An 18308-nucleotide genomic window follows, 5' to 3' on the forward strand; every position below is an offset into this window, starting at 1 on the left:
GCGGACGCGGGGCCCCGGCACGCGTATGTTGATCGTCATGCCGACCAGCCCAGCTGCCGCCAGTCCGCTGCCCAACTCCCGCACCGAGCCCGACGGTTCGGCCGTGATCAGGGTGCTCAGCTACAACATCCGCTCGATGCGCGACGACACCGACGCGCTCGCCCGGGTGATCACCGCCTGCGAGCCCGACCTCGTCCTCGTCCAGGAGGCCCCGCGCTTCTTCCGCTGGCGCAAGAAACTGGCCCGGCTCGCGGCCGCGTCCGGGCAGGTCATCCTGTCGGGCGGCGCCACCGCCGCCGGACCGGCGTTGCTGTGCTCGCTGCGGGCGACGGTGGAGCGCACCGAGGACGTGCTGCTGCCCCTCACTCTCGGCGAGCACCGGCGCGGCTTCGCCACCGCCGTCGTACGCTTCGGCGGCGCCCGGCTCGGCGTACTGAGCTGTCATCTCTCGCTGCGCGAGGACGAGCGGTACGAGCAGGGCGGCATGCTCCTGGACCGGCTGGCCGGCCTCGGCACGCCGTACGCCGTCGCGGGCGGCGACCTCAACGAACGACCCGACGGCCGCACCTTCAAGCGCCTCGCTACAGCCCTGACGGACTGCCGGCCGGCCGCGCCCTGGGGCGGCGAGCACACCTGGACGCCCGGCAACCCCTACCAGCGCATCGACGCGATCCTCGCCACCGAGGGCGTCGAGATCCTGGGCTGCGGGGTCCCGCACGGGCTGCCCGGGGTGACGGAGGAAGACCTGAAGGCGGCCACGGACCATCTGCCGGTGCTGGCCGCGCTGAGAGTGCCGGCGGCCTGAGCCCCGACTTGTCCGGCCGGCCGGACGGAGTCCGGCGCAGCCGTTCGAAGCCTGTGAGGCCCTTCGGGGCCGAGCAGTGCGAGGGCGGTGTTGAGAGGTACTGCCCTGAAGGCGGCGACGGACCATCTGCCGGTGCTGGCCGCGCTGAGAGTGCCGGCCGTCTGATCTCCGACCTGTCCCGGCCGACTCTCTGTGGCCCGGCGTCCTGGGCGGTGCTCAGACCACCGCGCCGCGTCCGGGGTCGTCCTCGCCCTCGTCGTCGCCCTTCATGCGCATCACCAGGGTCGCGAAGCCGCCCAGGAAGCCGCCGATGCCCACGGTGGCCAGCCACCAGGTCATGTCCCAGCTGAGCAGGACCGCCAGGAGCAGCAGGAGCGGCCCGCCGATCACGGCGAGCCAGGCGAACTTGGCGGTGGCGTCGGCGGCGGGCAGCGGAGGCGGCTCCGGCGGGACGAAGTGGCCCTCGTCCTCGTCGTCGAAGTCCTCCTCGGAGGGCTCCGGCGACTGGTAGTCGCGCGGGCCGCCCACGCCGGGCGCGAACGCTACGGAGCTGCCGAGGGGCTGGGCCGCGGCGGGCTTGTCGCCGCCCTTGTCCTTCAGCGGTCCGGCGGTGTCCTCGCCGTCGCCGCTGTCGTTCGTCTCGGGCTCCAGGAGCGCCAGGTCCTCGACCGACTTGAACGGCTTCGCACCGGGCGGGTCCTTCGGCTCCTCGCCGTACCCCTCGACGATCGCCTGCCAGGCGGCGTCCTCGTCGAACGGCACGCTCTGCTCGTCGCCGAGAGGCTCGCCGACGGGCACGCCCTTCTCATCGGGCTCGCCGCGCTCCGCCTCGTGCTCAGCCACCGGTGGCCGTCCCTTCCTTGCCGACACTGGGCGCGAGCCGGCCGATGAACGCGTAGCTCTCCTCGAAGATCCGGTCCGCATCGTGGTCCAACGTCGCGACGTGGTAGCTCTGTTCCAGCAGGATCTCCGTGACGTCCGTCGAGGACACCCGGCTCAGGACGCGCGCGGAGTCGGCGGGCGGCACGACATGGTCCTGCGGGCTGCGCAGCAGCAGCATCGGCTGCGTGACCTGTGGCAGCTCGCGGTCGACCACCTGGAAGAAGCGGCGCAGCGAGTGGGCCGCGTGCAGCGGCACCTTGTCGTACCCGATCTCCAGGCCGCCCTCCTTCGCGATGTCGCTGGCGATCCCCGGCGCCGTACGGACGAAGTGGCGGGCCACCGGAAGGGCGTACGCGGCGAGGCCGTGCACCTTGTTCCCCGGATTGACGACCACGACGCCGCTCACCTCTTCACCGTGCCTGGCGGCCAGCCGCAGCGCCAGCGCGCCGCCCATGGAGAGGCCGAAGACGAAGACCTGGGCGCACCGCTCGCGCAGTACGCGCAGCTCGCGGTCCACCTCCGCGTACCAGTCCTGCCAGCCGGTGAGCTGCATGTCCTCCCAGCGGGTGCCGTGCCCGGGCAGCAGGGGCAGCGCGACGGTGAGGCCGCGCTCGGCGAGGTACTCCGCCCAGGGGCGCATGGACTGCGGGGAACCGGTGAAGCCGTGGCAGAGGAGGACGCCGACCTCTCCGCCCTCGTGGCGGAACGGCTCGGCTCCAGGAAGGACCGGCACCTCGGTCTCCTGTTCATCAGGTCGAATCGGCAGGTCGAATCGTCAGGTCGATTGCAAGTACTTCACCGTACGCGACCGCACTGACACCGACCAGGGTCGTCGCTGACACCGGCCAGGGGCGTCGGGGCCTTTGACAGCGCTCCGGGTTAAGGTCTGATCCACAGATACAGGAAGGCAGTGGGTTGATCTACGGCGCAATGAAGTTTTCCATCGGGGGGCCGCTGAAGCTCGCCTTCAGGCCCTGGGTGGAAGGCCTCGAGAACATTCCCGCCGAGGGCCCCGCCATCCTGGCCAGCAACCACCTCTCGTTCTCGGACTCCTTCTTCCTGCCCGCGGTCCTCGATCGCAAGGTGACCTTCATCGCGAAGGCGGAGTACTTCACGACGCCCGGGCTCAAGGGCCGGATGACCGCCGCCTTCTTCAAGGGCGTCGGCCAGCTCCCGGTGGACCGCTCCGGCGCGCGCGGCGCGGGCGAGGCGGCCATCAAGAGCGGCATCGATGTCATCGAGCGCGGCGAGCTGTTCGGCATCTACCCCGAGGGCACGCGCTCGCCCGACGGCCGTCTCTACCGCGGCAAGCCCGGCGGCCTCGCGCGCGTGGCGCTCGCCACCGGCGCGCCCGTCATCCCGGTCGCCATGATCGACACGGAGAAGATCCAGCCGCCCGGCAAGGTGATGCCCAAGCTGATGCGCCCGGGCATCCGCATCGGCAAGCCGCTCGACTTCAGCCGCTACAACGGCATGGAGCACGACCGGTTCGTCCTGCGCGCGGTGACCGACGAGGTCATGTACGAGATCATGAAGCTCTCCGGCCAGGAGTACGTCGACATCTACGCGACGGCCGCCAAGCGGCAGATCTCCGAAGCGGCGAAGGCGGAGAAGCAGGCACAGAAGGAAGCCCAGAAAGAAGCACAGCAGGAAGCGCAGCAGGGAGCACAGCCGGAGCCGGAGCAGGAACGCTCCGGCTCCTAGACGCGTTCGTCGAGGTGGGGGGAGAGCACATGGCGAAGCGCGTACAGGTCATGCGGATGTCGGTCGAGCTGCCCCTGTGGCGTGCGCTGACCGCGTACCGCGTGCTGACCATGCTGTACGCGGTGGGACTCTTCGCCACCGCGTACGACAGGTTCGCCCGCCCCTGGGTGGCCATCGCGTACTTCGCCGTGCTGTGCGTGTGGACCCTGGCCACCCTCCCCAGGGTCGCGAACGCGGCCAGCTGCACCAAGCGGTTCCTCACCGCCGACCTCACCATCGCGCTCGTCGGCATCCTGCTCACCCGGGTCGCCGACGCCTCGTACCGCATCGACGGCGGTGGCCCCACCCTGCCGTCGATATGGACCGCCGGTTCCGTCCTGGCCTTCGCCATCAAGGGCGGCTGGCGCTGGGCGGCCTTCGCCTCCACCCTCGTCGCGGCCGTCAACATCATCGAGCGCGGCGCCCCGACCCGCGACACCGTCCACAACGTGATCCTCGTCTGGGTCGCCTCGATCGCCATCGGCTACGTCGTCGAGGTCGCCCGCGCCTCCGAGCGCACCCTCGCCCGCGCCCTGGAGATCGAAGCAGCGACCCGTGAGCGGGAGCGGCTGGCCCGCGACATCCACGACGGTGTCCTCCAGGTCCTCGCCATGGTGCAGCGGCGCGGCACCGCGCTCGGCGGCGAGGCCGCGGAGCTCGGCCGGATGGCGGGCGAGCAGGAGGTGGCGCTGCGCACGCTGGTCTCCGGCGGCATGGTGCCCGTCTCCCGGGTGTCCGAGGACGCGGCGCTCGGCGCGGTCGTCCGAGCGGTCGACGAGCCGGACGAGGACGAGGGCCCCGTCGATCTGCGCTCGCTCCTCACCCGCTACGCAGCCGCGCGCGTGACCCTCTCCGAGCCCGGCGCCCCGGTGCCGCTCGCGCCGGCCGCCGCCAGGGAGCTGGCCGCCGCCGTCGGCGCCGCCCTGGACAACGTCCACCGGCACGCGGGGGACGGCGCCCGCGCCTGGATCCTGGTCGAGGACGAGCCGGACGCGGTGATCGTGACGGTGCGCGACGACGGCCCCGGCATCCCGGAGGGGCGGCTCGACCAGGCCGAGGGCGAGGGCCGGCTCGGGGTGGCGCTGTCGATCCGCGGGCGGCTGCGCGACATCGGCGGCACGGCCGAGCTGATCTCGGTCCCGGGACAGGGCACGGAAGTCGAGTTGAAGGTACCGAAGGACCCGAAGGGTCCGAAGGACTCACGGGGGAAGGCAGAACAGCGATGACGGACAGTACGGACGAGCGGCACGGCCCGATCAAGGTCATGGTGGTCGACGACCACCCCATGTGGCGCGACGCGGTCGCCCGGGACCTGGCCGAGTCCGGCCTCGACGTGGTGGCCACGGCCGGCGACGGCGAGCAGGCGGTGCGCCGGGCCCAGGCCGTCGCGCCCCACGTCCTCGTCCTGGACCTGAACCTGCCCGCCAAGCCCGGTGTCCAGGTCTGCAAGGAGCTCGTCGCCGCCAACCCGGCCCTGCGCGTCCTCGTGCTGTCCGCCAGCGGCGAGCACGCCGACGTACTGGAGGCGGTGAAGTCCGGTGCCACCGGCTATCTGCTGAAGTCGGCGTCCACGGAGGAGCTGATCGACGCGGTGCGCCGCACGGCGGTCGGCGACCCGGTGTTCACGCCCGGCCTCGCGGGCCTGGTCCTCGGCGAGTACCGCAGGCTCGCCTCCGAGCCCGCACCCACCGGCAGCGCCGACGAACCGAAGGCCCCGCAGCTCACCGACCGCGAGACCGAGGTGCTGCGGCTGGTCGCCAAGGGCCTCAGCTACAAGCAGATCGCCGAGCGCCTGGTCATCTCCCACCGCACGGTGCAGAACCACGTCCAGAACACCCTGGGCAAACTGCAGCTCCACAACCGCGTGGAGCTGGTGCGATACGCGATAGAACGCGGCCTCGACGACGAGTGAACCGGCGCGCGTAAACCGCGCGGCACCCACCTTCGAGTGAAGGCGAGTGATCAACACCCGTACAAAACACTGGAATTGACCTTCCTGGGCATGCCGAAGTGACCTGGATCACTATTAGCGTGAGCCGCGTCAGGTATCTGCGTGCAGCAGGCCGCTGCGGCGAAGGGACATTTCCATGCGGGTCGGAGTACTGACCGGAGGCGGCGACTGCCCCGGGCTCAACGCCGTCATCCGGGGCATCGTCCGCAAGGGCGTGCAGGAGTACGGCTATGACTTCGTCGGCTACCGGGACGGCTGGCGAGGTCCACTGGAGGGCGACACCGTCCCGCTCGACATCCCCGCGGTGCGCGGCATCCTGCCGCGGGGCGGCACCATCCTCGGCTCCTCGCGGACCAACCCCCTCAAGCAGGAGAACGGCATCCGCCGGATCAAGGAGAACCTCGCCAAGCAGGAGGTCGACGCGCTCGTCGTGATCGGCGGCGAGGACACCCTCGGCGTGGCCGCGAGGCTGGCCGACGAGTACGGCATCAAGGCCGTCGGCGTACCGAAGACCATCGACAACGACCTGTCCGCCACCGACTACACCTTCGGCTTCGACACCGCCGTCGGCATCGCCACCGAGGCGATCGACCGGCTGCACACCACCGCCGAGTCGCACATGCGCGTCCTCGTCTGCGAGGTCATGGGCCGGCACGCGGGCTGGATCGCCATCCACTCCGGGCTCGCGGGCGGCGCCAACGTCATCCTCATCCCCGAGCAGCGCTTCGACGTCGACCAGGTCTGCGCCTGGGTGACCTCGCGCTTCAAGGCGTCGTACGCGCCGATCGTCGTCGTCGCCGAGGGCGCCATGCCCAAGGACGGCGACATGGTCCTCAAGGACCAGTCGCTCGACTCCTTCGGGCACGTCCGCCTCTCGGGCGTCGGCGAGTGGCTCGCCAAGGAGATCGAGAAGCGCACCGGCAAGGAGGCCCGGACCACGGTCCTCGGCCACGTCCAGCGCGGTGGCACCCCCAGTGCCTTCGACCGCTGGCTCGCCACCCGCTTCGGCCTGCACGCCATCGAGGCCGTCCGGGACGGTGACTTCGGCAAGATGGTCGCCCTGCGCGGCACCGACATCGTCCGCGTCCCGATCGCGGAGGCCACGGCCAAGCTGAAGACGGTGGACCCGAAGCTGTACGAGGAGGTCGGGGTCTTCTTCGGCTGACCCGGCATCCCGGGGTTATGGGCCGTATATTCGCCGTACCCGAGCGGTATTCGGCCCATAACCCTGCAGAACGGGAGAAGACGTCTTGGAGATCCTTGCCTTCGGTGTCCAGGCCGACGAGCGCCCCCTGATCGAGAAGGCCTTCGAAGGGCACCACGAGGTCCGCTGCGTGGGGGTCTTCCTCAACGAGGACACGGCTCCGATCGCGGCGGGCTACGAGATCATCTCCACCAGCGTCAACGCCGATCTCGGGCACCGGGTGCTCCAGACCCTCGCGGCCGGCGGCACGCAGCTGATCGCCCAGCGCTCCACCGGCTTCAACAACATCGACCTCAAGGTCGCCGAACGCCTCGGGATGACGGTCGCCCGGGTCTCGTACTACTCGCCGTACTCGGTCGCCGAGTTCGCCTGGACCCTCGCCATGGCGGTCAACCGCCGTATCGTGCGCGCCTCCAACCGCACCCGCGACTTCGACTTCCGGCTCGACGGACTGCTGGGCCGGGACATGCGCGGCCGCACCGCAGGCGTCCTCGGCACCGGCAAGATCGGCGAGGCGTTCACCCGGATCGCCCACGGCTTCGGTATGAACCTGCTCGGCTGGGACATCGCCGAGAATCCGGCCTGCGTCGAACTCGGCATGAAGTACGTCCCCAAGGACCAACTCCTCGCCGAGTCCGACCTGATCACCCTGCACGTACCGCTGATTCCGGAGACCCAGCAGCTCATCGACGCGGCGGCCCTGCGCGCCATGAAGGACGACGCGATCCTGGTGAACTCCAGCCGCGGCGGCCTGATCGACACCGCGGCCCTCGTCGCCGAACTGCGCGAGGGCCGCTTCACGGGCGTCGGCCTCGACGTGTACGAGGCGGAGGCGGGCCTGTTCTTCCTCGACAAGTCCCTGGAGGCCGTCGAGGACGACACGCTGGCCCGCCTCGTCACCTTCCCGAACGTCCTGGTCACCTCCCACCAGGCGTACTACACCGTGGACGCCGTCGGCCAGATCATCGACGCCACGGTGCAGAACGTCCTCGACTACAAGGCGGGCCGCCGCTCGGAGAACGTGCTCGTCCCGCGCAGCTGACCGATCTGCTCCCGTACGACACCGGTGCCGCGCAGCGTCAGCACCGACTCCGGGTGGAACTGCACCCCGGCGAACCCGGGAGCGCGCAGCGCGTGCACCTCGCCGCTCGCGCTGCGGCTGACCTCGATGCCGTGGGCCGCCAGCTCGACCGCCGTCTCGTCGTCGCAGCGGGCCACGAAGCTGTTGTAGAAGCCGACGGTCTCGGTCCTGCCGAAGAGGTCGATCTCGACCTGCGCCCCCTGGTGGGGGACCTCCTTACGGACGATCTCCAACCCCAGTTCGGCCGCGATCAGTTCGTGCCCGAGGCAGACGCCGAGCACGCCGTGCCGGTGGTCGCGGATCACCTCGGCGGTCAGGGCGCGCAGGAACCGCATCTTCGGGTCGGCCGCGTCCGAGGGATCGCCCGGACCGGGGCCGAGCACCAGCGGGCCCTCGTGCGCGAGGACCGCCTCCCGCAGCCCCGGCTCGTCGTAGCGCCGTACGGTCACCTCCAGGCCCGACGAGCGCAGCACATGCGCCAGCATCGCCGTGAACGTGTCCTCGGCGTCCACCACGAGCGCGTGCCCGGTGAGCTCCGCGGCCTGCTCCTGCATCCGCAGCCAGAACGGCGCGAGCGAGGCCCGCCGCCCGTCGAGCGCCGCCCGCACCCGCGGGTCGTCCGCCAGCTTCGGCCGTACGTCCTTCGCGCGCGGCCGCCCGGGACGGACGCCCAGCGCGGCCAGCACGCCGGCCGCCTTCGCATGCGTCTCGGCGACCTCGCCGGCCGGGTCGGACCCCCGTACGAGCGTGGCGCCCACCGGCACCCGCAGCCGGCCGTCCGCGTCGATGTCGGCGGTCCTGATGAGGATGGGGGAGTCGAGGGTCTGCGCCCCGCCCTCGTCCCGCCCGATCAGGGCCAGCGCACCCGCGTAGTAACCGCGCCCGCCGACCTCGTGGCGCTCGATGACCCGGCAGGCGTTCTGCACCGGCGACCCGGTCACGGTGGCCGCGAACATGGTCTCCTTCAGCACCTCGCGCACGTCCAGCGTGGACTTGCCCCGCAACTCGTACTCGGTGTGCGCGAGATGGGCCATCTCCTTCAGCCGCGGCCCGATCACCACCCCGCCCCGGTCGCCGACCGTGCACATCATCTTGAGTTCCTCGTCGACGACCATCGAGAGCTCCTCGATCTCCTTGCCGTCGGCGAGGAAGGTCAGGAGGTCCTCGGGTGTCGGCCCCTCGGCGGGGTAGCGGTACGTGCCGCTGATCGGGTTCATCACGACGGTCCCGCCGGACATCCGCACGTGCACCTCGGGGCTCGCCCCGACCAGCGTCCGCTCCCCGGTGTGCACGACGAACGTCCAGTACGCGCCCCGCTCACCCTCCAGCAGCCGCCGGAACAGCGCGAGGGCGTCGGCCCTCCCGAACCCCGGGATCTCGCCCTCGTACGTCCGCCGGATCACGAAGTTGGCGCCCTCGCCCCGGCCGATCTCCTCGTGCAGGACACGCCCGACGATCTCCGCGTACTCCTCGTCGTCGACGTCGAAGCCGCCGGCCCGCACGCCGACGTCGTGCGCGGGCAGCTGCGACAGCACGTCGTCGAGGGGGAGTTCGTAGGTCTCCTCGGGGGTCAGCACCGCGAGCGGCGTGCCGTCGTCGCGGACGTCGAAGCCGCGCTCCCTGATCTGGCGGAACGGGACGAGGGCGAGCCCCTCGGGGATCTCGGCCAGCCGCTCGTAGGCGGTCACCGGGCCGATCAGCAGCTCCACCACGTCATGCCCGTGGCCGGGGGTGCGGCGGCGCAGCAGGGCGAACGGGCGGGGATCGTCGAGCAGGTCGAGCAGGTTCATCGGTCCTGTTCCTTCTCTCGGGTCTCGGAGCGTGCTCGGAGAGTTCTGCGAGAGGGGCGGCCCGGGTCCGGAAACACCGAAGGCCGCCCCTGGGGCGGCCTTCGCGAAGTCTTGCGTACGCGCAGTCAGTGGGCCGCCGGATGAGCGGTCCACCACCAGTTCTGGATCGAGTTCTGGGTCGAGTGCGCGAACATGCGAGGCACCCTACCCGATCCGGACAAGCGTGAGCGGCGTCTTCTGTCACCGACCTCGGCGGCCGGGCCGCGTGGCCGGGTCCCGGCACGTCTGCCGACCGGGCCCTTCACCGGCGGCGCACACCACCCTCACAGCGGTTTCGAGAGGGGTGCGAAGGCTGAAATGTTCAGCGATGAACAGGTATTGGTTGACATGCGCATGTCGTAAAACCCACTCTTCACACGGATCGCCTCCGCCACCCGCGGGGCGGTCCGACACCCCCGGTTTGCAGCAGACCGCACTCGACCGAGGAGAGAGTCATTTCCGTACAACGTTCATCGATGAATCGCCCGAGAGCGAACCGGCGCGCCGCACGCGTGCTCACCGTGCTGGCCGCCGTCACGGCGCTCGGCACCGGATCGCTCGGCACCGCGCAGGCATCGGACCGAAGCTCCGGCCCCACCACGGGCTCCACCACCGAAGTCACCTACAGAGGCCACGAGTTCACCGTCCCCGCCTCCTGGCAGGTCGTGGACCTCGACAAGCACCCGGAGGCCTGCGTCCGCCTCGACCGGCACGCCGTCTACCTCGGCACCCCCTCCGTCCGGCAGCACTGCCCCGCGGACGTGACGGGCCGGACCGAGGCCCTGCTCGTGCAGCCCGCCGAGGCGACCGCCGGCGCCGGGCGCGTCACCGAGAACCGCACCGCCCGCACCTACCGGGCCACCGCGGACCGGATCGCCGTGACCGCCGCTTACGGCAGCGACCGTACGGAGATCCGGCGGATCCTGCGCAGTGCCGGACTGCCCGTCGCCGCGGCGAAGGCCGAGCAGCCGTCCGAGGCGCCCTCAGCCCTGGCCGTTCCGGCGGACGCGACGTCCTTCCAGGGCAAGGGGTTCGACGCCTGCACCGCCCCGAGCCAGGCGACGATGGACGCGTGGAAGGCCGACTCGCCGTACGGCGCCATCGGCATCTACATCGGTGGCGTCAACCGCGGCTGTTCCCAGGCCAACCTCAGCGCCCAGTGGGTGCAGACGCAGTACACCAAGGGCTGGCGCTTCTTCCCGATCTACGTCGGGCCGCAGGCCGAGGCCGGCTCGGGCAGTTGCACGGGCGACTGCCAGGTCATCACCGACCCGGCGCCGCAGGGCATCGCGGCCGCCGACGACGCGGCGGCGCAGGCCGGCGCCCTGGGGCTCGGCCAGGGTTCGGTGCTCTACAACAACCTGGAGCAGTACAACCGCGGGGGAGCTGTCACCGCTCGGGTTCTCACCTACCTCGACGCCTACACCAAGCGCCTGCACGAGCTGGGCTACCGCTCCGGCGCGTACGGCAGCGTCTCGTCCCTCGTCACCGACCTGGTCGCCAACGCGGGTGCCGTCACGCTGCCCGACGTGATCGACTTCGCGCGCTGGAACGACCAGGCCACCACCGACGACCCGGCGATCCCGGCGAACCTGTGGGCCGATCACCAGCGCATCCACCAGTACGCGGGCGACCAGAGGGAGACCCACGGCGGTGTCACGATCGGCATCGACCGCAACCAGCTGGACGTGGGTGCCGGAGGCACACCCCAGCCCCCGCAGCCCAAGGACACCAAGCTCGCCTGGACCGGCCCCGGCACCGTCTCCAACGGCTCCCCGGCCAAGCTCTCCGCGACCCTCACCACCGACACCGGTGAGCCCGTGGCCGAGCGGAAGGTGAGCTTCGCCCTCGGCGCCGCGCAGACCTGCGAGGGCACGACGGACGCGCAGGGCGCCGCGAACTGCACTATCGCCGCCGTGGACCAGCCGCTGAACGCCGACGCGACCGTGCCGGTCAAGGCGGCCTTCGCCGGCGACGACGCGTACAAGGCCTCGGCGGTCGCGGCGACCGTCAAGCTGCAGTACGTCACCGGGCGGGCGTACGGCCTCTCGGCGGGCGTCTCGCTGCTCGGGCTGCCGATCGGGATCCAGCCGACCCCGGACACCGGCACCGTCCGCACCGCCGGAGCGGGGGCCACGGCGCCGCCGTGCACGTCGAACATCAGCGTCCTGGTCATCAATGCCAGGACGCTGTGCGCCAAGGTGGAGAGCAAGGTCGGCCCGAGCGGCGCCACTTCCACGGCCTCGCTGGAGGAAGCGAGCATCGGTCTGCCGGGGCTGCCCGTACTGGGCCTGTCCGGCATCAGGGCCGTCTCCACCAGCAGCTGCACGGCGGCCACCGGCACCACCGACCTGAAGCTGACCGTGGCGGGCGTGGAGGTGAAGCTCGACGGCGCGCCCGACACCACCGTCGACCTTGGCGTCGTAGGCACCAAGCTTGTGGTGAATGAGCAGGTCAAGGTGGACGGCGGCCTCACGGTCAACGCGGCTCACCTGACTGCTCCCGGTGTGGACGTGGTCGTCGCGTCCAGTACGACGGCCGCGCACAACTGCGGCTGACAGCACCGTCGCCGGGCCCCTCCGCCTCCGGGTGGAGGGGCCCGGTGTGTGTGCGGGCGGGCTTTGGTGAGGGCTCGCTTCAGTCGCGCTGCAGCAGGGGATGCAGCACCGTCTCCAGGTAGTGCCGGAGCGCATCACCCGAAGGCAGGGCCGACGGTACGGCGTGCGCGAGCTGCGTGTGCCCGAGATAGGTGCTGTAGGCGAGCAGGCCGCGGTGTCGTGCCTCCGCCTCCGGGAAGCCCAACTCGCCGAAGAGCCGGGCCACATAGGAGATCCGGCGCAGCGTGACCCGTTCGAGCGCCGACCGCACCCGCGGGTCGTCCGCGGTGGCCAGCAGCGAGACCTCCAGCGGGTCCTGGGCGGCCGCCGCCATGGCCTTGGAGAACAGCCGGCGCAGCCGCCGCTCAGGATCGGGCTCGGTCTCCAGCTCGGTGATGGTGGCCTCTGTCTCGGTCTGCGCCCAGCGTTCGAGCGCCGCCTCGATGAGTGCGTCCCGGTTCGCGAAGTGCCAGTAGAAGCTGCCCTTGGTGGCACCGAGCCGGACGGCCAGCGGTTCCACGGCGACCGCGGCGAGTCCGCCCTCGCTGATCGCGGTGAGCGCGGCGTCCGCCCAGTCCTCGGCACTCAACCGGGGCTTCCCTGCCGTCTGTTGCCCTCGCTGCCCTCGTTGCGCCATGACCATACGGTACCGTACGGTGAACCATACGCCAGCGTATGGAGGTGTTCGATGAGCGCGATACGCAACGTCCACGAACGAGTCGTCGAGGCCCCGGCGGAAACCGTCGGCGCCCTGCTCGACCGGGTCTCCGCCGAGGACGACCCGGTCTTCCCGGTCCCCGCCTGGCCCCCGATGCGCTTCGACCGCCCGCTCGGCGTGGGCGCGAAGGGCGGCCACGGCCGGGTGCGCTACGCCGTCACGGCGTACGAACCGGGCCACCGCATCCGCTTCGCCTTCGGTCCGCCGGGCCACGGCTTCCACGAGCTGACCGTGGAGCCGCTGGGTGAGCGGCGCTGCCGGGTGCGGCACGTCCTGGAGCACGACCTGCGGGGCACCGCCCTGCTCGGCTGGCTGCTCGTCGTCCGCCCGGCGCACGACACCGTGATCGAGGAGCTCCTCGACAACGTCGAACGCGCGGTGGCCGGCGCCCCCGCACACCCGGTCCGCTGGTCGCCCCGCGTGCGGCTGGTCCACCGCCTCCTCTGGCCGCGCCCGAAGACCGTCGCGACCCCCGAGGGCGCCCTGCTGATCCGTGGCGCGCTCGACCGCCCCGGGTACGAGGACGCGTACGCGATGGAACTGCGGCCCGGCATGCCCACCGACCCGCAGCGGTGGACCGGCATCCTGCGCGACGCCTTCCCCGTCCTGGCCCGCACGGACGGCGAACTGCTGCTGGACGTGAACACGGCAGGCCTCAAGGCGCGCGCCTCCATCCTGGTGGACGAGCGGTACGTGACTCTCAGCACGGCCGTGCGCGCCGACAGCCCCCGCGCACGGCTCTACTGGGGAGTGGTCAGGCAGGTGCACCCCTTCATGGCCCGCACCATGCTGCGCCGCACCCACCGCGCACTCGCCCTGGCCGCGCCGAGCGCGGCGGAGCGGGCCGGCCGCGTCGAGGGCCGACGGCGGTAGGAGGCGGGCAAAGATCGCGGAGCACCGCCGATCGAGCGCGGTCCGTCTCAATTGATGAGCAGGGGGATGGACGCCGGACACGACCCCGTAATGTTGTGGAGGTGACCGTGAACGCTAAGTCCAGCGCAAGCGCTGGCAACACCTGGCGAGACCTTCCCGCGGCGCAGCAGCCCGAGTACCCCGATGCCGAGGCTCTGCGCGATGTGATCGCGGACCTCGAGTCGTATCCGCCGCTCGTCTTCGCCGGCGAGTGCGACCAGCTGCGCGCCCGGTTGGCGTCCGTCGCCAAGGGAGAGGCGTTCCTTCTCCAGGGCGGCGACTGCGCCGAGGCCTTCGACGCGGTGTCGGCCGACCACATCCGCAACAAGCTCAAGACCCTGCTCCAGATGGGCGCCGTGCTCACGTACGCCGCCTCGGTGCCGGTCGTGAAGGTCGGCCGGATCGCCGGCCAGTACTCCAAGCCGCGCTCCAAGCCGGTCGAGACCCGCGACGGCGTGACGCTCCCGACCTACCGGGGCGACTCCGTCAACGGCTTCGCCTTCACCGAAGCGGACCGCATCCCGGACCCCGAGCGCCTGAAGCGGATGTACAACGCCTCCGCCTCCACGCTCAACCTGGTGCGCGCCTTCACCACCGGCGGCTACGCCGACCTGCGCCAGGTGCACGCCTGGAACCAGGACTTCGTGAAGTCGTCGCCGTCCGGCCAGCGCTACGAGCAGCTGGCCCGCGAGATCGACAACGCGCTGAACTTCATGCGGGCCTGCGGCACCGACCCGGAGGAGTTCAGGACCGTCGAGTTCTACGCCTCCCACGAGGCGCTGCTCCTCGACTACGAATCGGCGCTGACCAGGGTCGACTCGCGCACCGGGCAGCTGTACGACGTCTCGGGCCACATGGTGTGGATCGGTGAGCGCACCCGCCAGCTGGACGGCGCGCACATCGAGTTCGCCTCGAAGATCCGCAACCCGATCGGGATCAAGCTGGGCCCGACGACGACCGCCGAGGACGCGCTGCAGTACATCGAGCGCCTCGACCCGGACCGCGAGCCGGGCCGCCTCACCTTCATCGTGCGGATGGGCGCGGACAAGGTCCGCGACAAGCTGCCCGAGCTGGTCGAGAAGGTCACCGCCTCCGGTGCGACCGTCGCCTGGATCACCGACCCGATGCACGGCAACACCTACGAGGCGGCCTCGGGCCACAAGACCCGCCGCTTCGACGACGTGCTCGACGAGGTCAAGGGCTTCTTCGAGGTCCACAAGGGCCTCGGCACCCACCCGGGCGGCATCCACGTCGAGCTCACCGGTGACGACGTCACCGAGTGCGTGGGCGGCGGCGACGAGATCTTCGTCGACGACCTGCACCAGCGCTACGAGACGGCCTGCGACCCGCGCCTGAACCGCAGCCAGTCCCTTGACCTGGCCTTCCTGGTCGCGGAGATGTACCGGGACCAGTAGTAGATCAGGAACGGGTTCGCCTGTTACCAGCACGTGAAGTGGGGCGCGGATCACATACGATCCGCGCCCCACCGCACTTTTGCGGTTCCGGCGTCCCGGGTAAGGTTAGGTTAGCCTCACCGATTCAACCGATCAATCGGGACGGCACGACCTATGAATCCCGTCGGGAGGTGAACCCGCGTGTACGTCTGCAACTGCTTCGGGGTGACCGAAGCGCAGGTGAAGAAGCACGCGGAGGGCGGCGCCTGCACCCCCCGCCAGATAGCGTCGCAGTGCAAGGCGGGCACGGACTGCGGCTCGTGCGTCCGCCGGATCCAGGAACTCCTCGGCCGGGGCGCCTGCCCGCGCCGTGACGCGGCGGACCAGGGCAAGCAGCCGGTGCTCGCCGGCCTGGAAGGCCTCGAAGAAGCCGCTTAGCTCTCGGGCTGCTCGATGAGCTGGGCGATGTAGAGCGCCTCTCCGAGCTTCTCGACCAACTCCAGCTGGGTGTCCAGGTAGTCGATGTGATGCTCCTCGTCCTCGAGGATCGACTCGAAGATGTTGGCGGACGTGATGTCGCCCTTGGCGCGCATCACCTCGATCCCGCGCTTGAGGCGGTCGATCGCCTCGACCTCGACCTGCCGGTCCGCCTGGAACATCTCGGTGACCGTCTGGCCCACCCGGACATGGAAGAGCCGCTGGTAGTTCGGCAGGCCCTCCAGGAAGAGGATCCGGTCGGTGAGGACCTCGGCGTGCTTCATCTCGTCGAACGACTCGTGCCGCGTGTACTTCGCGAGCTTCGTCCAGCCGAAGTTCTCCTGCATCTTCGCGTGCAGGAAGTACTGGTTGATCGCCGTCAGTTCGCCGGTCAGCTGCTCGTTCAGAAATTCGATGACCTCGGGGTCGCCCTGCATCGCAGAGGCTCCTTCCAAGCGGGGGACTGGGCAGGTTGCGCCGCATCCTTGCACCGGGCGCGGAAACGCGTCCAGTAAGTGCACGCTTAGTAGGAGTTGCCCGAATCGAACCGGGGCTGGTCATGTGCAGTGTCCCGGGTCTGTCAGGATGGAGTCATGGGTCAGCCGGTGGAGCGGGAATCTGGAGAAGGTGCACAGTCACAGCTTCCGCCGGGGCAGCGACTGCAGCGCGGCTGGCCGGTCACGCACTACGGTCCCGTACCCAAGTTCCGGCCCGAGCGCTGGGAGTTCAGGGTCTTCGGCGCCACCGCGGACAGCGAGAAACACTGCTGGACCCATGAGGAGTTCACGGCTCTGCCGTACGCCACGGTCGTGGCCGATCTGCACTGCGTGACGAAGTTCAGCATGCTCGGAGCCGAATGGGGTGGCATCCCGGCTCGTACGATCCTGGAGACCGCGCCGCCCTCGTCCGCCGTCACCCACGTCATGGTCTGGGCCGAGTACGGGTTCAGTTCGAACCTCCGCCTCGCGGACTTCGCCTCCGACGGCGCGATCTTCGCGACCCACAAGGACGGCGAACTGCTCACCGCGGAGCACGGCTTCCCGCTCCGCCTGGTCGTGCCGCATCTGTACGCCTGGAAGGGCCCCAAGTGGGTCCGAGGCGTGGAGTACATGACGGCCGACCGTCGCGGCTTCTGGGAGGAGCGCGGCTATCACAACGTCGGCGATCCGTGGCGCGAGCAGCGCTACTCGTACCAGGAAGAGCCCGGGGACGGCCCCGAGCTCTAGATCCTGGTCCCTGCCTGCCGGCGCTCAGTGGTGGTACCGGTGCACCACCGCGTGCCCCTTGCCGCGGCCGATCATCCACTTGTTGACCGGCGTCGTGACCACGAAGGCGATCACGAGCGAGAGGGTGAGTGACAGCCAGAACAGGGCGTCGCTCAGGGTCGCGTCCATCGCGTCCGGCCACAGCACGATCACGCCGTTGTCGATCAGCTCCATCACGGCGATGGACAGGGTGTCCGCGGCCAGGGCCACCCGGACGGCCGCCCCGAAGCCGACGCCCGCCTTCAGTACACCGCGCAGGGTGAGCGAGTAGCCGAAGAAGAACGCGAGCACGATCGCGAGGATCGTGGTCGGCAGGTTGCCCCATCCCAGGGCGGTGCCGATGACCATGCCGAGCACCTCGCCGATGGCGCAGCCGGTCAGACAGTGGAGCGTGGCCTGGGCGGCCATGGACCAGGACGCACCGGTGGCGGGGTGGTCGTGCGCCTCGTGGTGGTGATCGTGTGCTGCGTGCGCCTCGTGCTGCATGACTGCCCCCAACGTCAGGTAACGGTTCCTGCACTTGGCAAGAACCGTATACCCCCCAGGGGTATTCCTCAACGGGCTGGAGAACTCAGCCGTCGCGCAGCTTCTTCAGCCGCTCCACGTCCGCCGCGTGCCCTTCCTTGCCGCCGGGCGTCTCGATGATCAGAGGTACGCCCGCGGTGGCGGGGTGGGTCATCAGCGCGCGGAACGGGTCCTCGCCGATGTGGCCGGAGCCGATGTTCTCGTGACGGTCCTTGTGTGCGCCGACCACATCCTTGGAGTCGTTGGCGTGGATGAGCTTCAGCCGTCCCTCGCCGACGGTGTCCACCAGCAGGTCGAGGGTCTGATGCATCCCGCTCGGCCCGGTCAGATCGTGGCCGGCGGCGTAGATGTGGCAGGTGTCGAGGCAGACGCCCAGCTTGGGGTGGGCGTCCAGCGCCTCGAAGTAGGGCCCGAAATCCCAGGTGCGCGAGCAGAGCGAGGCGCCCTGCCCGGCGGTCGACTCCAGGAGGAGGTACGGGTCGTCGTCGTGGGTCAGCTCGTCCAGCAGCGGCAGCAGGTACTCACGCACCTGCTTCAGGGCGACCGGGCGGTCCCGGCCGCCGGTGGCGCTTCCGGTGTGCACGACCACACCGAGCGCGCCGATCTCCCGGCCCCGGCGCAGCGAGTGGCGCAGAGACAGGACCGACTGCTCGACGGTGGCCTGGGTGTGCGAGCCGAAGTTGATCAGGTACGGCGCGTGGACGTACGCGGGGATCGACTCGGCGGCGCACGCCGCGCGGAACTCCTCGTCCTGGCGGGGGTTGCCGGGGGGCGTCGCCCAGCCGCGCGGGTTGGCGACGAAGACCTGGACGGTCTCGGCGCCCATCTCGCGTGCGTAGGTCAGGCCGACGGAGTTGAGGCCGCCGGCCACGGGCACATGGCCGCCGACGGGGTTGCGGAGCTGCTTGCTGGTCACCCTTTCAGG

Annotated in this window: 19 protein-coding genes; 11 read left to right on the forward strand and 8 right to left on the reverse strand. The window is 70.5% G+C overall.

Annotated elements, in window-relative coordinates:
• Positions 1 to 37: 37 nt before the first annotated feature.
• Complete coding sequence (locus ABZS97_RS21430) at positions 38 to 805, forward strand: endonuclease/exonuclease/phosphatase family protein (protein ID WP_356139876.1); 768 nt, start codon at positions 38 to 40, stop codon at positions 803 to 805.
• Positions 806 to 1021: 216 nt separating this feature from the next.
• Here the strand turns inward: ABZS97_RS21430 and ABZS97_RS21435 are convergent, their stop codons facing one another.
• On the reverse strand, positions 1022 to 1648 hold the full coding sequence (locus ABZS97_RS21435) for a hypothetical protein (RefSeq protein ID WP_356139877.1): 627 nt from the start codon (positions 1646 to 1648) through the stop codon (positions 1022 to 1024).
• Positions 1641 to 2420, reverse strand: a complete 780-nt coding sequence (locus ABZS97_RS21440; protein WP_356139878.1) for an alpha/beta fold hydrolase — start codon at positions 2418 to 2420, stop codon at positions 1641 to 1643. The genes ABZS97_RS21435 and ABZS97_RS21440 overlap by 8 nt, the downstream gene beginning before the upstream one ends.
• Positions 2421 to 2617: 197 nt before the next feature.
• Here ABZS97_RS21440 and ABZS97_RS21445 point away from each other — a divergent pair, with 197 nt between their 5' ends.
• From ABZS97_RS21445 to ABZS97_RS21465, 5 genes are all read left to right on the forward strand, one after another.
• Positions 2618 to 3391 (forward strand): lysophospholipid acyltransferase family protein, encoded by a 774-nt coding sequence (locus ABZS97_RS21445; protein ID WP_356139879.1) that lies wholly within the window; start codon positions 2618 to 2620, stop codon positions 3389 to 3391.
• 29 nt (positions 3392 to 3420) lie between these two features.
• Positions 3421 to 4656, forward strand: coding sequence for a DUF5931 domain-containing protein (locus ABZS97_RS21450; protein ID WP_356139880.1), 1236 nt, complete (start codon positions 3421 to 3423; stop codon positions 4654 to 4656).
• Positions 4653 to 5342 carry a response regulator transcription factor gene (locus ABZS97_RS21455; protein WP_356139881.1) on the forward strand — a complete coding sequence of 230 codons (690 nt, stop codon included), beginning with the start codon at positions 4653 to 4655 and terminating at the stop codon, positions 5340 to 5342. The genes ABZS97_RS21450 and ABZS97_RS21455 overlap by 4 nt, the downstream gene beginning before the upstream one ends.
• A 175-nt stretch (positions 5343 to 5517) precedes the next feature.
• Positions 5518 to 6546 (forward strand): 6-phosphofructokinase, encoded by a 1029-nt coding sequence (locus ABZS97_RS21460; RefSeq protein ID WP_356139882.1) that lies wholly within the window; start codon positions 5518 to 5520, stop codon positions 6544 to 6546.
• Positions 6547 to 6631: 85 nt separating this feature from the next.
• Complete coding sequence (locus tag ABZS97_RS21465) at positions 6632 to 7627, forward strand: 2-hydroxyacid dehydrogenase (protein WP_356139883.1); 996 nt, start codon at positions 6632 to 6634, stop codon at positions 7625 to 7627.
• On the opposite strand, the gene ABZS97_RS21470 is transcribed toward ABZS97_RS21465, so the two are convergent.
• The gene (locus ABZS97_RS21470; protein WP_356139884.1) at positions 7579 to 9456 is read right to left on the reverse strand and encodes an anthranilate synthase family protein; all 1878 of its coding nucleotides are present in this window, start codon (positions 9454 to 9456) and stop codon (positions 7579 to 7581) included. The two genes, ABZS97_RS21465 and ABZS97_RS21470, sit on opposite strands and share 49 nt — an antisense overlap.
• A 125-nt stretch (positions 9457 to 9581) precedes the next feature.
• Positions 9582 to 9650: a trp operon leader peptide gene (locus tag ABZS97_RS21475; protein WP_106971759.1), complete on the reverse strand. Its 69-nt coding sequence runs from the start codon at positions 9648 to 9650 to the stop codon at positions 9582 to 9584.
• Between the two features lie 321 nt (positions 9651 to 9971).
• Between ABZS97_RS21475 and ABZS97_RS21480 the strand changes: the two genes are divergently transcribed.
• A complete protein-coding gene (locus ABZS97_RS21480) occupies positions 9972 to 12053 on the forward strand; it encodes a choice-of-anchor P family protein (protein WP_356139885.1) in 2082 nt (693 codons plus the stop codon).
• A gap of 79 nt (positions 12054 to 12132) precedes the next feature.
• Here the strand turns inward: ABZS97_RS21480 and ABZS97_RS21485 are convergent, their stop codons facing one another.
• Complete coding sequence (locus ABZS97_RS21485) at positions 12133 to 12729, reverse strand: TetR family transcriptional regulator (RefSeq protein WP_356139886.1); 597 nt, start codon at positions 12727 to 12729, stop codon at positions 12133 to 12135.
• A gap of 51 nt (positions 12730 to 12780) precedes the next feature.
• Between ABZS97_RS21485 and ABZS97_RS21490 the strand changes: the two genes are divergently transcribed.
• The 3 genes from ABZS97_RS21490 to ABZS97_RS21500 all read left to right on the forward strand — a co-directional run bounded on the left by ABZS97_RS21490 (position 12781) and on the right by ABZS97_RS21500 (position 15554).
• Positions 12781 to 13683, forward strand: a complete 903-nt coding sequence (locus ABZS97_RS21490) for an SRPBCC family protein (protein WP_356139887.1) — start codon at positions 12781 to 12783, stop codon at positions 13681 to 13683.
• A 101-nt stretch (positions 13684 to 13784) separates the two neighbouring features.
• Positions 13785 to 15137, forward strand: coding sequence for a class II 3-deoxy-7-phosphoheptulonate synthase (locus ABZS97_RS21495; RefSeq protein ID WP_356139888.1), 1353 nt, complete (start codon positions 13785 to 13787; stop codon positions 15135 to 15137).
• Positions 15138 to 15317: 180 nt separating this feature from the next.
• Positions 15318 to 15554, forward strand: a complete 237-nt coding sequence (locus ABZS97_RS21500) for a (2Fe-2S)-binding protein (RefSeq protein ID WP_356139889.1) — start codon at positions 15318 to 15320, stop codon at positions 15552 to 15554.
• Here ABZS97_RS21500 and bfr read toward each other — a convergent pair.
• Complete coding sequence (gene bfr, locus ABZS97_RS21505) at positions 15551 to 16030, reverse strand: bacterioferritin (protein WP_356139890.1); 480 nt, start codon at positions 16028 to 16030, stop codon at positions 15551 to 15553. The two genes, ABZS97_RS21500 and bfr, sit on opposite strands and share 4 nt — an antisense overlap.
• Positions 16031 to 16186: 156 nt before the next feature.
• Here bfr and ABZS97_RS21510 point away from each other — a divergent pair, with 156 nt between their 5' ends.
• A complete protein-coding gene (locus ABZS97_RS21510) occupies positions 16187 to 16819 on the forward strand; it encodes a sulfite oxidase-like oxidoreductase (protein WP_356139891.1) in 633 nt (210 codons plus the stop codon).
• A 24-nt stretch (positions 16820 to 16843) separates the two neighbouring features.
• Here the strand turns inward: ABZS97_RS21510 and ABZS97_RS21515 are convergent, their stop codons facing one another.
• Both ABZS97_RS21515 and ABZS97_RS21520 read right to left on the reverse strand, forming a co-directional pair.
• Positions 16844 to 17344: a DUF4396 domain-containing protein gene (locus ABZS97_RS21515; protein ID WP_356139892.1), complete on the reverse strand. Its 501-nt coding sequence runs from the start codon at positions 17342 to 17344 to the stop codon at positions 16844 to 16846.
• A gap of 85 nt (positions 17345 to 17429) precedes the next feature.
• Entirely contained in the window at positions 17430 to 18299 is an 870-nt protein-coding gene (locus ABZS97_RS21520; protein WP_356139893.1) for a deoxyribonuclease IV, read from the reverse strand.
• Between the last annotated feature and the right edge of the window lie 9 nt (positions 18300 to 18308).

This window comes from Streptomyces sp. NPDC005485 (assembly GCF_040606085.1).
Classification (GTDB): Bacteria; Actinomycetota; Actinomycetes; order Streptomycetales; family Streptomycetaceae; genus Streptomyces.